This window comes from Catellatospora sp. KI3, from assembly GCF_029948125.1.
In the GTDB taxonomy this organism is placed as follows: domain Bacteria; phylum Actinomycetota; class Actinomycetes; order Mycobacteriales; family Micromonosporaceae; genus Catellatospora.
Genome location: NZ_JASAMB010000041.1, coordinates 1 through 15,411, shown reverse-complemented (window position 1 = coordinate 15,411; position 15,411 = coordinate 1). Strand labels below are relative to the sequence as shown.

Annotated in this window: 12 protein-coding genes; 6 read left to right on the top strand and 6 right to left on the bottom strand. The window is 73.0% G+C overall.

The window, feature by feature from the left end; all coding sequences use genetic code 11:
- The first annotated feature begins 6 nt into the window (after positions 1-6).
- From QEZ54_RS34780 to QEZ54_RS34765, 4 genes are all read left to right on the top strand, one after another.
- Positions 7-822, top strand: coding sequence for a cytochrome c (locus QEZ54_RS34780; protein WP_281309033.1), 816 nt, complete (start codon positions 7-9; stop codon positions 820-822).
- Complete coding sequence (locus tag QEZ54_RS34775) at positions 819-1,880, top strand: Rieske 2Fe-2S domain-containing protein (protein ID WP_281309032.1); 1,062 nt, start codon at positions 819-821, stop codon at positions 1,878-1,880. The genes QEZ54_RS34780 and QEZ54_RS34775 overlap by 4 nt, the downstream gene beginning before the upstream one ends.
- The gene (locus QEZ54_RS34770; protein ID WP_281309031.1) at positions 1,877-3,478 is read left to right on the top strand and encodes a cytochrome bc complex cytochrome b subunit; all 1,602 of its coding nucleotides are present in this window, start codon (positions 1,877-1,879) and stop codon (positions 3,476-3,478) included. The genes QEZ54_RS34775 and QEZ54_RS34770 overlap by 4 nt, the downstream gene beginning before the upstream one ends.
- Before the next feature lie 99 nt (positions 3,479-3,577).
- Positions 3,578-4,774: a cytochrome P450 gene (locus tag QEZ54_RS34765; RefSeq protein ID WP_281309030.1), complete on the top strand. Its 1,197-nt coding sequence runs from the start codon at positions 3,578-3,580 to the stop codon at positions 4,772-4,774.
- A 305-nt stretch (positions 4,775-5,079) separates the two neighbouring features.
- Here the strand turns inward: QEZ54_RS34765 and QEZ54_RS34760 are convergent, their stop codons facing one another.
- From QEZ54_RS34760 to QEZ54_RS34735, 6 genes are all read right to left on the bottom strand, one after another.
- Positions 5,080-5,910 carry an alpha/beta fold hydrolase gene (locus QEZ54_RS34760; protein ID WP_281309029.1) on the bottom strand — a complete coding sequence of 277 codons (831 nt, stop codon included), beginning with the start codon at positions 5,908-5,910 and terminating at the stop codon, positions 5,080-5,082.
- Between the two features lie 74 nt (positions 5,911-5,984).
- Positions 5,985-6,260, bottom strand: coding sequence for an Lrp/AsnC ligand binding domain-containing protein (locus tag QEZ54_RS34755; protein ID WP_281309028.1), 276 nt, complete (start codon positions 6,258-6,260; stop codon positions 5,985-5,987).
- A gap of 194 nt (positions 6,261-6,454) precedes the next feature.
- Complete coding sequence (locus QEZ54_RS34750; RefSeq protein ID WP_281309027.1) at positions 6,455-7,282, bottom strand: sugar phosphate nucleotidyltransferase; 828 nt, start codon at positions 7,280-7,282, stop codon at positions 6,455-6,457.
- The gene (locus QEZ54_RS34745; RefSeq protein WP_281309050.1) at positions 7,279-7,821 is read right to left on the bottom strand and encodes an NUDIX domain-containing protein; all 543 of its coding nucleotides are present in this window, start codon (positions 7,819-7,821) and stop codon (positions 7,279-7,281) included. The genes QEZ54_RS34750 and QEZ54_RS34745 overlap by 4 nt, the downstream gene beginning before the upstream one ends.
- Positions 7,821-9,737 carry an HD domain-containing protein gene (locus QEZ54_RS34740; protein ID WP_281309026.1) on the bottom strand — a complete coding sequence of 639 codons (1,917 nt, stop codon included), beginning with the start codon at positions 9,735-9,737 and terminating at the stop codon, positions 7,821-7,823. Before QEZ54_RS34740 ends, QEZ54_RS34745 begins: the two co-directional genes overlap by 1 nt.
- Before the next feature lie 190 nt (positions 9,738-9,927).
- Positions 9,928-11,607, bottom strand: a complete 1,680-nt coding sequence (locus QEZ54_RS34735; RefSeq protein ID WP_281309049.1) for a DEDD exonuclease domain-containing protein — start codon at positions 11,605-11,607, stop codon at positions 9,928-9,930.
- A gap of 192 nt (positions 11,608-11,799) precedes the next feature.
- Here QEZ54_RS34735 and QEZ54_RS34730 point away from each other — a divergent pair, with 192 nt between their 5' ends.
- Both QEZ54_RS34730 and QEZ54_RS34725 read left to right on the top strand, forming a co-directional pair.
- Entirely contained in the window at positions 11,800-13,164 is a 1,365-nt protein-coding gene (locus QEZ54_RS34730; RefSeq protein ID WP_281309025.1) for an NYN domain-containing protein, read from the top strand.
- A 107-nt stretch (positions 13,165-13,271) separates the two neighbouring features.
- Positions 13,272-14,516, top strand: coding sequence for a M48 family metallopeptidase (locus tag QEZ54_RS34725; RefSeq protein ID WP_281309024.1), 1,245 nt, complete (start codon positions 13,272-13,274; stop codon positions 14,514-14,516).
- Positions 14,517-15,411: the final 895 nt, after the last annotated feature.

The following is a 15,411-nucleotide window of genomic DNA, read 5'->3' as shown; positions in this document are numbered from 1 at the left end:
TCGGCCATGAAAAACGAAACCACCGTGCCGGCGCCGGGTGCCCCCCGGCAGCGCGGCCGGGTCAGCCGACGGATGTCCGGCGCCCTGCGGATGTTCGCGGCGCTGATGTTCGCCGGCGGTCTCTACCTGACGTTCGCCCCCGGCGTGCAGGCGCAGGGCGCCGCGCCGATGAGCGACGCCGCCCAGGCCGGCCAGGCGCTGTACGACACGTCGTGCATCACCTGCCACGGCAACAACGCCCAGGGCGTCGACGGCCGCGGCCCGAGCCTGATCGGCGTCGGCTCGGCGGCCGTCGAGTTCCAGGTGGAGACCGGCCGCATGCCCGCCGCCCGCCAGGAGGCGCAGGCGGAGCGCAAGCAGCCGCAGTTCACCACCGACCAGGCGCGCCAGCTCGGCGCGTACATCCAGGAGCTGGGCGGCGGCCCGCAGCTCCCGGCCGGCGAGGACTTCGCGAGCAAGGGCAAGGTCTCGCGCGGCGGTGAACTGTTCCGCATCAACTGCTCGTCCTGCCACGCGTTCTCGACCGGCGGCGGCGCGCTGTCCAGCGGCAAGTACGCCCCGACGCTGACCGAGTCGACCGACCGCCAGATCTACGCGGCGATGCTCACCGGCCCGCAGAACATGCCGGTCTTCGGTGACACCGAACTCGACCCGCAGGACAAGTACGACATCATCGCCTACGTGCGGGCCCTGCAGGACGACCAGGACCCGGGCGGCTGGGGCCTCGGCCGCTTCGGTCCGGTGACCGAGGGTCTGGCCATCTTCCTCGTCGGTGTCGTGGCCCTCGTCTTCGCGGCCCTCTGGATTGCAGGTAAGTCATGAGCGAGTCGAACACCCAGGTCGTCGACCTGGACGACCCGAACCTGACCACGTTCGACATCGTCCGCGAGGGCGCCCGGCGTGACGGGATCGAGATCGTCCACTACGAGCCGCAGTACCCGGCGGGGTCGAAGGGCGAGAAGCGCATGGTGCGCATCGTCTCGTTCTTCTTCCTGCTGACGGGTCTCGCCTCCACCGCTTTCGTGGTCGCCTACATCTGGTGGCCGTGGGAGTACGAGATGGGCGCCAACGCCAGCAAGCTCTACACCCCGATCCTGGGCCTGACCCTGGGCCTGGCCCTGATCGGTGTCGGCCTGGGCATCCTGACCTGGGGCAAGAAGCTGCTGCCGCACGAGATCGCGATCCAGGACCGGCACGACGGCCCGTCGGACCCGGTCGAGCGCAAGATCACCGGCGAGACGCTGAAGTTCATCGGCAGCGAGCTGAGCGTGGCCCGCCGCCCGGCGCTGAAGCTGTCGCTGCTCGGCCTGCTGCCCCTGGGCGCGGCCGCGGCGGCGCCGCTGATCGGCGGTCTGATCAAGGACCCGCACCACCCGGACATCCTGTTCAAGACCGGGTTCGCGGGCGCCACCAAGGAGAACCCGATCAAGCTGGTGCGCGACGACTACACGCCGATCCGGCCGGAAGAGGTGAGCACCGGCGGCCAGATCACGGTGTTCCCCGGCATCCCGGGCGGGGTCAGCAACAAGTACGCCGACTCGCCGACCCTGCTGATCCACCTGCGCGAGGGCGACGCCGAGGCGCTGCGCGCGAACCTGTACGAGATGAACCAGGGCAGCCCGTGGCAGAGCTACGTGGCGTACTCGAAGATCTGCACCCACGCCGGCTGCCCGGCCTCGCTGTACGAGCAGCAGACCAACCGCCTGCTCTGCCCGTGTCACCAGTCGCAGTTCCTCATCACCGACAACGCCAAGCCGATCTTCGGTCCGGCGACGCGCTCGCTGCCGATGCTGCCGATCACGGTCGACAAGGATGGCCACTTCGCGGCCACCGGTGACTACAAGGTGCCGGTCGGCCCGGCGTTCTGGGAGAAGTCATGAAGCGTCGCAAAGTCGATCTGAAAGCCCTGCCGGGCAAGTCGGCCGAGGCGGTCGACGCCCGGCTGCACGTGGCCACCCCGCTGCGGTCGCTGCTGAACAAGGTCTTCCCGGACCACTGGTCGTTCCTGCTGGGCGAGATCGCGCTGTTCTCGTTCATCGTGCTGCTGCTGACCGGCACCTTCCTGGCGCTGTTCTTCGAGCCGTCGATGCAGGAGGTGCACTACAACGGGTCGTACGTGCCGCTGCAGGGCGTGGAGATGTCGCGGGCGTACGAGACCGCGCTGAACCTCTCGTTCGACGTGCGCGGCGGCCTGGTCATGCGCCAGATGCACCACTGGGCGGCGCTGCTGTTCATGGCCGCGATCGTGGTGCACATGATCCGCATCTTCGTGACCGGCGCGTTCCGCAAGCCGCGTGAGCTGAACTGGATCATCGGCCTGTCGATGTTCTGGCTGGGCTTCACCGAGGGCTTCGCCGGCTACTCGCTGCCCGACGACGCGCTGTCCGGCACCGGCCTGCGCATCGCCTCGGCGATCATGCTGTCGATCCCGGTGGTCGGCTCCTGGGTGACCACGTCGCTGTTCGGCGGCGAGTTCCCCGGCGAGATCATCCTGTCCCGCCTGTACATCGTGCACGTGTTCCTGCTGCCGCTGATCCTGCTCGGCCTGGTCACCGTGCACCTGGCACTGGTGTTCATGCAGAAGCACACCCAGTGGCCGGGGCCGGGCCGGACCAACAGCAACGTCGTCGGCGAGCGCATGTTCCCGCGGTACGCGCTCAAGCAGGGCGGCTTCTTCATGCTCGTCTTCGCGGTGATCGCGCTGATGGGCGGCCTGTTCCAGATCAACCCGATCTGGCTGTTCGGCCCGTACGAGGCGGCTGTCGTCTCCGCGGGCAGCCAGCCCGACTGGTACGTCATGTTCCTGGACGGCTCGACGCGTCTGATGCCCGCGTGGGAGATCAGGGCGTTCGGGTACACCATCCCGCCGCTGTTCTGGCCCACGGTGGTGCTGCCGGGCATCCTGACGGTGCTGCCGATGGCGTACCCGTGGATCGAGGCGCGCTGGAAGAAGGACAAGGGGCACCACAACCTGCTCCAGCGTCCGCGCGACGTGCCCGACCGCACCGGTCTGGCCGCCATGGCCCTCACGTTCTACATGGTGCTGACGATCTCCGGCGGCAACGACATCGTCGCCGACAAGTTCCACATCAGCCTGAACGCGATGACCTGGGCGGGCCGCATCGGCCTGCTGGTGCTGCCGCCGCTGGCGTACTACGTCGCCCGCCGCATCGCGCTGGGCCTGCAGCAGCACGACCGCGAGGTGCTGGCGCACGGTGTCGAGACCGGCATCATCAAGCGCCTGCCCAACGGCCAGTTCGTCGAGGTGCACCAGCCGCTGGCGCCCGCCGACGACCACGGCCACACCGACCTGCCGTACGTCGGCTGGACGGTGCCGAAGAAGATGAACCGGCTCGGGGCCCTCGGCCCGGCGGTCCGGGGCTTCTTCCGGCCGATCGAGCAGGCCGCCCCGCCGGTCCAGCAGAAGCAGGTCGAGCCGCCGCCGACCCGCGAGGAGATCACCAGCGGCAAGCACTGACGGCTGAGCACGCAGTCACACGAACGGAAGGGCGACCGCATGACGCGGTTGCCCTTCCGTCATATCCTGCCCTGGTACGGCTACGGGGAGGTGGCGTAATTGGACGCGCTGGCCGCGATGCAGGCGCTGGCGACAGCCGAAGGGCGCACCGACCCCTATCCCTGGTACGAGCGCCTGCGCGCCGCCGGACCGGTGCTGGCCCTGGGCGAGGGCTTCTACGTGGTCACCGGCTACCAGCAGGCCGACCGCGTGCTGCGCGACCCGTCGTTCCTCGCCACCGACGCCGCCGTCCTCGACCGTACGCTGCCCGGCTGGCGCGCCTCGGCGGCCTGGCGCTGGCTCGGCCGGACCATGCTGTGGCGCAACCCGCCCGACCACGGCCGCCTGCGACGGCTGGCGGGCTCGGCCTTCACCGCCCGGCGCACGGCCCAGCTGCGCCCCGACGTGGTCCGCCTCGTCGACGGCCTGATCGACGGCATGGCCGGACCGGACCCGGTCGACTTCATGGACGCGTTCGCCTTCCCGCTGCCGGTGGCGGTGATCTGCGCGCTGCTCGGGGTGCCCGAGTCCGACCGCGACTGGTTCCGCCCCCGCGCCCACGACCTCACCCTGGCCCTGGAGGTCTTCGCGGGCGACCCCGACAGCATGGGCCGCGCCGACACCGCCGCGGTGGAGCTGGAGGACTACTTCGTCGGGCTGCTGGCGCACCGGCGCGCCCACCCCGGCGACGACATGCTCAGCGACCTGCTGGCGGCGGGCGCGGCCGGGCAGATCGGCGGCGCCGAGATGGTGGCGCACCTGGCCCTGCTGCTGGTCGCCGGGTTCGAGACCACCACCAACCTGCTCGGCAACGGGCTGGCGGCCCTGCTGGCCCGGCCCGACCTGACCGCCGAACTGCGCGCCCACCCCGAACTCGCCGGCGCGTACGTCGAGGAGATGCTGCGGTACGACCCGCCCGTGCAGGCCACCTCGCGCCACGCCGGGCAGGACCTGGCACTCGACGGCGTCCCGCTGCCCGCCGGGGCCGAGGTGATGGTGCTGCTCGCGGCCGCCGCCCGGGACCCCGGGCGCTACGCCCGGCCGGACCGCTTCGACCCGCACCGCGACCCGGTGCCGTCGCTGTCGTTCGGCGCCGGGGCGCACTACTGCCTGGGCGCGCCGCTGGCCCGGCTGGAGGCCCAGGTCGCGTTCCCGCTGCTGCTGCGGCGCCTGCCGGGGCTGCGCCTGGCCGGTCCGGCACTGCGCCGCGACCGCCTGGGCTTCCGCGGCTTCGCCGCCCTACCGATCATCGCCTGACCCCACCCCGCGCGGACCACCCCGCGCGGACCACCCCGCGCGGACCGCGCCGTGCGGACCACCCCGCGCGGACCGCGCCGTGCGGACCACCCCGCGCGGCCGCGCCGCGCGGCCGCGCCGCGCCCTGCCGCGCCACGCCGCCCTGCCGCCGCGCGGCTGGGTGCAGTTTCGGGGAAAGTGCTGGAATCCCGGCCAAGATTCGTGCAGTTTCCCCGAAACTGCACGCCGGGCGCCGGGCGCCGGGTGCGGGGGTTGTGCGGATCTCGCGTGTGCGGGTCCTGCGGGGGGCGGGGAAGTGGGGTGGGTCAGGAGGGTTGGCGGGCGGGGAGCCAGGCGGTGATGCGAGCGGCCAGGGGAGCGCCGGCTCTGACCCATACGAAATGGTTCAGGGGTAGGCCCGCGTCGTCGCTGCTGAGGTGCTCGCGGTGGACCGCGGCGCCGGACAGCAGCCCGGCGAGCTGGTCCACGACGGCGCTCGGGGTGTAGCGGTCGTTGTCGACGCTGACGACCAGCGCCGGTACGTCGATCGCGGCCAGCTGCTCCGGCGTGCAGACCGAGGCCGGGAACCGGCCCCGGCGCGCGGAGTACGCCCAGTCGCGGATGACGCCGCGCGCCTGGCGGCCGCCGAAGCCCCAGCCCGGCCAGACCCGCAGCAGCGCCGAGACCGCGCCGATGGTCTGGGTCATGGCCAGCACGGCCAGCCGCTGCCCGCGCCGATAGTTCCGCCAGTACGGCAGCCCGACCGCGATCAGGACCAGCCCGTCCACCCCGGCGCCGCCCCGGCGGGCCAGGTGCATCACGCAGGCCTGGCCGCCGAGGGAGTGTCCGAGCAGGATGGTGCGGCGTCCGGCCCGGTGCTCGGCCAGCGCGTCGAGCACCGCGCCGACGTCGTCGACCGTCTCGGCGTAGCCGTAGCCGCTGGACCGGCCGGGTGCGGGCGTGCTGGCGCCGGTGCCGCGCAGGTCGGCCACCGCGACCGCGAGGCCGGCCTGGTTGAGGCCGGCCGCGAAGCGCTTGTAGTAGCCGGCGGGCACGCCCATCGCCGGGAACAGCACGACCAGGGGCGCGGCCGGATCGTCGACCGGGTGGAGCTGCACGGCCAGCCGGTCACTGCCACGGTCCACGCTCAGCTGCATGTCCGGCAGCGTAGCGAGCCGAGGTTACCGACGGGTAGACGCCGCTGGTGTGAAAAAGGCCGCGCCGTCCGGTGTCAGAACCCGATCGCGAACGCCTGCTCGAGGTCATGCCGCGAGTACGACCGGAACGCGATGTGCGTGTCGGTGCTCAGCACCCCCGGCACCTTCGAGATCCCGCCCGCGATCACCTCCGCGATGTGGTCGAACTCGCGCACGCGCACGATTGCGATGAGATCCACCCCGCCCGCCACGGAGTACACCTCACTGACCCCCTCCAGATTCGCCAGCTCCTCTGCCACCTCGGGAATCGCATCGGTAGCGCAGTCGATCAGAACAATCGCCGTGATCATGCCGTGGCCTCTCCTCTGTCCCGTTGATCATGAACTTGTGGACGTGCTCGTCGGTGTGTCATACCCCTGGCGCCGTGATCGACTCGCCTGCCCGACCGGTCCCGCTCGCAGTCGCTAGGTGATCACGATGCCGGGGTGGTGACACGCCGTCCAGTACGTCCATAAGTTCATGATCAACCATGCGGAGCGGGCCGTCAGCCGGCTGGGACGGTCAGGGAGGTGCCGACTCGGATGGCGTCGGTGAGGGATTCGGTGGCGGCCACCTCGGCGCCGGGCCAGAGGACGCAGCGGGTGATCTTGCCGTGTACGCGCGCGTCGGGGCCGATGACGCTGGTGGTGGCGGTGCCGGTGAGTTGGGCGCCGGGGGCGATCAGGTTGTCGCCGGCGGCGGCGTGCAGGTTGGCGGCCAGGTAGTCGGCGGGGGTGCCGCAGTCCAGGTAGAGGCCGCCCAGGGGGACGATCTCCAGGCGGCCGGCGCGTTCGGCGGGGCGCCAGGTGGTGCGGGCCAGCTCGGCGGGCAGGTCGGACAGGGCGGCCGCGTCGGCGGCGGGCAGCAGCGAGGCCCCGGCGAAGTTCCAGCCGAGGAACGGGTCGGGCTTGTGCGCGCGTACGCCGTGCAGCCGGACGTGCTCGCCGTCCCACCCCGACAGCAGCGCCGCGAGGTCGCCGCTGTCGGTCGCCACGTACGCGTCGGCGTTGAGCACCATCACGGCCCGCCCGGCGATCCAGCGGCGCAGGTTGCCCAGTGCCCCGGCCGTGCCCAGCGGCTGCTCCTCCACGCTGACGTGGGCCCGCGCCCCGACGTGCGCGACGACCTCGTCGGCCAGCCAGTGCGCGTTGACCGCGACCCGGTCCGGGCCGGACAGGCCGATCGCGGCCAGGCGCGCGAACGCGCGGTCCAGCAGCGGCACGTTGCCGACCGGCACCAGCGCCTTGGGCAGTAGCGACGTCAGCGGGCGCAGCCGGGTGCCGAGCCCGGCGGCGAGCACCACGGCGCAGAGGTCGGCGGGGGCGGCGGTCATCGGGCGGCCGGCCGGGCGTCGGCGGGCGCGTCGGGCCCGATGCCGAAGTGGGCCAGCAGCCGGGCCGTGGCCGGGGTGATCACGGGCAGCTCGTCGAGGGGGTGCCAGCGTGCCTCCCACACCTCGGCGCCGTCGACGCTGAGCTCGGTGCGCTCGGCGGGCACCCGCGCGGTGAAGACCGTGTCCACCCAGTGGCCCCTGGTATGGATGACGGCGTTGGGCACCGCGGGCTGGATCTGGTCGGGGCGCAGCACGATGCCGGTCTCCTCGGCGGTCTCCCGGCGGGCGCCCTCGATCGGCGTCTCATGCTTGCCGAGCAGGCCCGCGGGCAGGGTCCAGCCGCGACCGGGCGGCTGGCGCAGCAGCAGGATGCGGCCCGGCTCGGGCGCCTCGCTGTCGAAGAGCAGCATGACCGCGCCGACCGAGTAGCGGGCCGTGGCCAGCTTCACCATCCGCTGCCGCCACTTCGGCGGGATGCGGTAGAACACGCCGTAGCCGAGGGCCACGAGCCTGGTGCGCAGTGGCGAACGGCGTCGGATCACCTGGACAGGGTAGACGACTTGCGGCGCTGCGCCGCGTCACCGCCGTCGCGCGTTGGGGGCACGAGATTGGCCTGCCGCTCGCGCAGCGCGTCGCCCTGCAGGTCGACGCTGGCGATCAGCTGGTCGACCACGGTGTCGGCAGTGATCTTGTGTTCGGCCACGGCCATCAGCAGGGTGTCGAGATCCGGATAGCCCATCGCCACGGCCAGGTCGGCCAGCCGCTGCTCGTCGGCGAGCGCCCGGTCGTGGCGGCGCAGCGCCAGCCCGATCGCGGCCCGGCCCAGCTGCAGCCGGTCGCTGACCGTACCGGCGGCGACCTCGGGCTCGGTGAAGCGGCGGCTCAGCCGCAGGCGCGCGTTGGGCGACTTGACGAAGTCCAGCCACTCCTTGCGCGGGCCCGGGTGGTTGCGCGCCCGGCTGACCAGGATGTCGACCACGTCGCCGTCGGTGAGGACCGCGTTGAGCGGGGTGAGCACGCCGTTGACGGTCGCCGCGACGCAGCGGTCGCCGGTGCGGGTGCCCAGCTCGTACGCCACGTCGACCGGGCTGGCCCCGGCGGGCAGCAGCAGCTGGCGGCCCCACGCGAACACCTGGATCTGCTGCTCGGCCAGGTCGCAGCGCAGCGTCTCGACGAACTGCACCGCGTCCGGGGCGGCCTGCTCCAGGTCCAGCGCCCGGCGCAGCCACGCGTGCTCGCCGCGCTGGCGCTGGTGCGGCGGCGTCGGCTTGGGCGTGCTGCGGGTGGTGAACAGGTTCAGCGCGGTGCTGCGGCGCGAGGGCCGGGTCGGGTAGCGGTACGGGGCGACGACGCCGTACTCCACCGCGCGGTGCATCTGGTCGGTGCGGATCAGCACCTCGACCATCTGGTCCTCGGGGCCGAGCACGGTGGTGTGCAGGGAGCGGTAGAGGTTGTTCTTCGGGGCGGCGATGAAGTCCTTGAACCGCCCCGGGATCGGCTTCCACTGCTGGTGTACGGCGCACAGCGCGGCGTAGCAGTCGGGGTCGTCACCGTCGAGGATCACCACGACGCGGGGCAGGTCCATCGGCACCGGGCTGCCCGCCTGCTGGGTGTCCTTCCAGATCGAGTAGTAGTGCCGGGGGCGCGGCTCGACCAGCCCGGCGAGCTTCTCCTTGCGCAGCGCGCCGGTGCCCAGCTGCACCACCTCGGCCATGTACTCGTTCCAGCCGGGCCGGTTGGAGACCACGTTGTCGATGCGCTGGTACTCGTCCGGGTCGAGGAAGAGCAGGACCTTGTCCTCGAGCTCGCGCTTGAGCGCCTGGATGCCGAGCCGGTCGCAGAGCGGCACCAGCACCTCGCGGGTCGCCCCGGCGATGCGGGCGCGGGAGGCGGCCGAGCGGGCGTCCAGGGTCTTCATGTTGTGCAGCCGGTCGGCGAGCTTGATCACCAGCACCCGGATGTCCTGGCCGGCGGCGACGATCATCTTGCGGATCGTCTCGGCCTCGGCGCGGGCGCCGAAGTGCGCCTTGTCGAACTTGGTCACTCCGTCGACCAGCAGCGCGATGTCGGGGCCGAAGTCGGCGCGCAGCTGCGGCAGCGTGTAGCTGGTGTCCTCGACGGTGTCGTGCAGCAGCGCCGCGACCAGGGTGGTGGTGTCCATGCCCAGGTGGGCCAGGATCTCGGCGACGGCCAGCGGATGGGTGATGTACGGATCACCGCTCTTGCGCATCTGCCCGTGGTGCATGCGCGCCGCCACCGAATACGCCCGGCGCAGCAGGTTGGCGTCGGAGCCGGCATGGACCCGCCGGTGCGCCTTGATCAGAGTGGCCACGGGGTCCGACGGGTTCTCCCGCGCGCCGGACCAGTTCAGCATCGCTCGCAGCCGAGTGGTGAGCAGGCTCTCCCCGGCCCGCCCCACCGGGACCGTCGGCAGCGCCCCCGCGTCCGCGTCCACTCAGGACACCCCCCTCGACGTGCGGAGGGTCACCGGCTCGGAACAGCGGAAGGGCTGCTCCCGGTCCGGGACGGGACACGTCCGCGAGATTGCGAGATATCGGTCCATAGCCTAGTAACGAACGTCGGCGCCGATCGGTCAAGAGTTTTCATGCATTCGGACACAGTCCGGACACGGAATGCCCGAACGGTCAGCCCGCCGTCACCGGAACCGGCTGGGTCAGCCGCCGCCACCGCGCCGCCCCGCGCACCGGCGACGCCCAGCCCGCGGAGGTCTCCACCAGCCGCGTCTCCGGGCGCTCCAGCCAGTCGAGGATGCGCTCGGTCTCCTCCGGGGTCGCGCACGGGGTCGGCCCCACACCGCCGAGCACCGTCTCGGCCGTGGGACGCAGCGCGTCCAGCACCCGGCGCGGGTGCACCTGCGGGGCGGAGGTGGCGGCGGCGGCCAGCCGTCCATACCGGATGATCGCGATCTCCCAGCCGCCCTCGGCGTTGCGGCGGGCACCGATCAGCTCGGCGATCGCGGTCAGCGCCGACAGCCGCTGCATGCGCACCGCCGCCCGCAGGAACGCCGCCAGCCGGTCGCGCACCGCCGCCGCGTCCTCGAACCGCTCCGCCTGCGACAGGACCCGCATCCGCGCCAGCAGCGGGTGCACCACCGCGTCCGGGTCGCCGCTGAACGCGGCGCGGACCGGGGCGGCGGCGACGCGGTCGTACTCCTCGGTGGAGATGGCCAGCAGGCACGGGGCCGGGCACTTGCCCAGCTCGGCCAGCGCGCACGCGGCCGAGGCCCGGCGGGCCGACAGCTTCGGCGCGCACTGCCGCAGCGGCAGCGCCTCGTGCAGCGCGTCCACGGCCGCCTGGGCGACGTGCCGCCCCGCGAACGGGCCCAGGTACGCCGCGCCGTCGGCGGCCAGCACCCGCACCACCGACAGCCGCGGATAGGGCTCGTCGGTGAGCTTTAGCCACAGCACCCGCTCCGGGTTCTTGGAGCGCCGGTTGTACGGCGGCGAGTGCGCCGCGATCAGCCGCAGCTCGCGCACCTGCGCCTCCAGCGCGTGCGCGCACTCGACCGCCTCCACCCGCTCCGCGATGTGCAGCATCTCCTTGATCCGCGCGCGCCGCTCGGCGGCGGTGAAGTAGCTGCGCACCCGGGTGGCGATGTCGTTGGAGGTGCCGACGTACAGCGGGCGGCCGTCGCCGGCGCGGAACAGGTACACCCCCGGCGCGTGCGGCAGGCCCTCGGCCAGGTGCCGCTTGGCCCGCTGCGCCGGGCTGACCGCCTTGACGAACTCGATGGTCTCGCCCAGCGTGGTCACCCGGTGCCCGCCCAGGCGCCCGATCAGCGCGTGCAGCACCCCGACGGTCGCCTTCGCGTCCGCCAGCGCGCGGTGGTTGGGCTGCTCCGGAATGCGGAAGTACGCCGCGAGCGTGCCGAGCTTGCGGTTGGGCACCTCGTCGCGCAGCAGCACCCGCCGCGCCAGCGCCAGCGTGTCCACCACGCGCGGGTTGGGCCACGCATACCCGTGCGCGGCGCACGCGGCCTTCAGGAACCCCACGTCGTACGCCGCGTTGTGGGCGACCAGCACCGCGCCGCGCAGGAACTCCAGCAGCGGCGGCAGCACCTCCCCGATCGGCGGCGCGGTGACCGTCATCGCGGTGGTGATCCCGGTCAGCACCGTGATGAACGGCGGGATCGGCACCCCCGGGTTGACCAGCGTGGCGAACTCGCCCAGCTCCTCGCCGCCGCGCACCTTCACCGCGCCGACCTCGGTGATGCCGCCGCCGTCGGGCGCACCGCCCGTCGTCTCCAGGTCGAGCACCACGAACGTGGTGTGCCGCAGGTCCAGCTGGAGCGGGTCGGCCAACATCGCGTCCAGCGTCGGCTGCTCGAAACGGTCGCCGGGGGAGCGCTGGCCCGGGACCGGGCTGTTCGGGTCGGGACGGTTCGGGGACGGCACGAACCGCACGCTAACCGTCCGGTGTGACAGTGGGCGGTCGGCGCACAGGGACAGCCGCCAACCTGAGCGACAAGATCGGTATGTCGGTGGAAGACTAGGGGGATGTCGGCCGCTGAACTCTCGTTCGAAGCTTCCTCCGGGGAGCCCTTCGAGGCTGCCGACTTCGCGCCCGAACCGATCCTGCCCGAGCCCATCCGCCAGCGGGTCATCGCGATGGCGGCGGCGGTCCTGACCTCGCTGCCCGGCGACGAACTGCCCGTGCCGCTGCGCAAGGTGGCCAAGTTCGCGCCCAACCGGCGCGCCCGCCTCGGCGGCGCCCAGATCGCCACCCAGCTGTCCGGCGACCCCCTGTTCCGGCAGCGGATCAGCGGCAAGGTGCTCGCCGACGCCGGTGAGCTGGGCACCGCCGTGCTGGGCGGGGTGGCCCCGGCCGCCGCCGACCCGATCGAGGTGGCCGCCCTGGCCTACCTGGCCAGACCCGACGGCTGGCGCGACCTGCTGGACGTCGCCGGTCAGACCGTCGCCGCCGAGGCGGAGAGCTCGGCGGTGGCCGAGCAGATCCGCGAGGCGCAGGCCAGAGCCGCGCGCGCCGAGCACGACCGGGCCGTGGCGCGCGTCGAGGCCGACAAGCTGCGCGACGAACTCGCCCGGGTACGCGAAGAGCTGGGCCAGGTGCGCGAGGAGGGCCGGACCGCCGCCAAGGGCCTGCGCGAGTCCCAGGCCGCCCTCAAGCGCGCCAACGAGCTGCTCGCCATCGAGAAGGGCCGGGCCGCCAAGGGGCACGGCGACCACGAGGCGGAGCTGCGCCGGCTGCGGTCCCGGGTCGCCGACCTGGAGGCCGCCGCTGGGGACGCGCGGCAGGCCGCCCGCGACACCCGGGCCGTCGACGACGCCCGGCTGTGGCTGCTGCTGGAGACGATCGGGCAGGCCGCCGTGGGGCTGCGCCGGGAACTGGCGCTGGACCCCGCCAAGATCCTGCCCGGGGACACCGTCGCCGCCGCGTACGCCGACACCGCCAGCGCCCCCACCGCCGCCAACCGCGCCCTGGACGCCGACGACCCCGGCCGCCTGGCCCAGCTGCTCGCGCTGCCCAAGGCCCACCTGGTCGTCGACGGCTACAACGTGACCAAGCGCGGCTTCGCCGAGATGTCGCTGGAGCAGCAGCGCAACCGGCTGATCACCGGCCTGGGCGGGGTCGCCGCGCAGACCGGCGCCGAGGTCACCGTCGTCTTCGACGGCGCCGACCGGGTGCACGGCCTGCCCGCCCCGCCGCGCGGCGTCCGGGTGCTGTTCTCCCGCAAGGGCGAGACCGCCGACGAGGTCATCCGCCGCCTGGTCCGCGCCGAACCGCCGGGCCGCCCCATCGTCGTCGTCTCCTCCGACCGCGAGGTCGCCGACGGCGTCCGCCGCCACGGCGCGTACCCGATGAACTCCGAATCCCTGGTTCGCCGCCTCACCCGCAGTTGAGCTGTTACATGCGCGCTCCGCTACGCGGCCTTAATCGGTGTCATCCTCCGCCGCGCTGCGGATGACACCGAGCGGCCGCTGCGACGGAGCGCTCTAGGATCGGGCGGGTGAACAGTCGTGGCTGGGCGTGGGTGGCGTTCGGGGTGCTCGGGATCGCGCTGATCGTGGTCGCGGCGGTGCTGGTGCCGTGGCACCGGCCGCCCGCGCCCCGCGCCGACCAGCTCGACGCGCTGACCCAGCTGCCCGCCGACCGGGTCGCGCGGGCCAGGGCGCTGCGCGGCGAGACCAGGCTCATCTCGTACCCGAGCATGGTCCTGGGTCTGCTCGTGGCGCTCCTGCTGGGGCTGACTCCGCTCGGGGCGAAACTGGTCGACCTGGTCCCCGGACCGTGGCTGGCCAAGGTGCTCGGCGGCGGCTTCCTGGTGCTGCTCATCGGCGAGCTGGTCACGCTGCCGTTCGCGGCCTGGGCGCACACCGTCTCGGTCCGCTACGGGCTGTCGACCCAGAGCTGGGGGCCGTGGGCCGTCGACCAGCTCAAGGGGTACGCCATCGGCGCCGTGCTCGGCGCGGTCGCCCTGCTCGGCTTCTTCGGCCTGACCCGGCTCGCCCCGAACTGGTGGTGGGCCTGGGCCGCCGCCGGCGCCGCCGGACTGGTGGTGCTGCTCAGCTTCATCTTCCCGGTCCTGGTCGAACCGGTCTTCAACAAGTTCACGCCGATGGAGCCGAGCCCGCTGCGCACCGAGCTGATGGAGCTCGCGCAGCGCGACGGGGTGCCCGTCCGCGACGTGCTCGTCGCCGACGCCTCGCGCCGCACCACCGCCGTCAACGCGTACGTCAGCGGGATCGGCCCCACCCGCCGCATCGTCGTGTACGACACCCTGCTGCGCGAGGCGCCGCCCGAGGAGATCGTCTCCGTCGTGGCGCACGAACTCGGCCACGCCAAGGACGGCGACGTGGTCGTCGGGACCGTGATCGGGGCGCTGGGGGCGGCGCTGGCCGTGGTCGGGCTGTTCCTGCTCGGCGGGTGGGGGTGGCTGCTGCAGCGGGCCGGGGTGGACTCGATCGGCGAGCCGCGCGCGATCGGGCTCCTGCTGGCGGTGGTGACCGTGGTGGGGCTGGTGGCCGGGCCGGTGCAGTCGTACGTGTCCCGGCTGATCGAGGCGCGGGCCGATGAGCACGCGCTGCGGCTGACCGACGACCCGGCCGCGTTCGAGCGGATGCAGCAGCGGTTGTCGCTGGTCAACCTGGGTGATCCGGACCCGCCGGTGTGGGAGCAGACGCTGTTCGGGAGCCACCCGACGACGGTCGAGCGCATCGCGGCGGCCCGCGCGTACGCCCGAGGACTCCGGTAGGGGTTCACCGTCGGCCACCGCGCTGCGTTGTGTGGCGGCTGCGCTGCGTTTCGTTGGGCCGCTGGGCGAGTCGGCCGTTGGGTGAGTCGGCCGTTGGGTGAGTCGGCCGTTGGGTGAGTCGGCCGTTTGGGCGAGTCGGCCGTTTGGGCGAGTCGGCCGTTTGGGCGAGTTGGCGGCTGGGCCGTTGGGCGTTGGGGCCGCTGGGCGGCTGCGCGGGCGGCTCGCTGGGCGGCTGCGCGCCGCAAGATCGGCGTTTGCGGACGTGGGCGGTGCAACGAGGATCGTCTATCGGGTGATTGGTCCCGAAGGGTGGGAGTGGTGGCTCGGATGATCGCTGCTTGCGGTCATTGGCGTGCGCGGCCCGGGTTCGAAGTCCGGGGTTCTGGCCGCACATGCTGATCTCCATCCGATGATCGTCGTTTCCGGCCCGAACCGCCCTCCTGGGGCCACATTCCGACCCCGAACAGCGATCTTCCCTCATCCCGCCCCGTTCTCCCGACAAGATCGCCGTTTGTGGCCGCCCACGGTGCAACGGAGACCATCGATGGGCTGGATCGGCCGCGTAACTTCGACGCGGCCCGGCCCGGCCTGGCCCGGCCCGGCCCGGCCTGGCGCGGCCCGGCCTGGCGCGGCCCGGCCTGGCGCGGCCCGGCCTGGCGCGGCCCGGCCTGGCGCGGCCCGGCCTGGCGCGGCCCGGCCTGGCGCGGCCCGGCCTGGCGCGGCCCGGCCTGGCGCGGCTCAGCCCGGCCGGTGCGGCCGGGTGCGGTGTGGTGCGGATGCGCTGCCGTTTCGCGGGGTCTGGGCAGCGCGCCGGTTCTCGAGCATGGAATTGCGGCCGGAAGATCGGCGTTCAGGGTCATCTGCGTGGCCGACGCGGGTTGGGCACCCAAAGGTT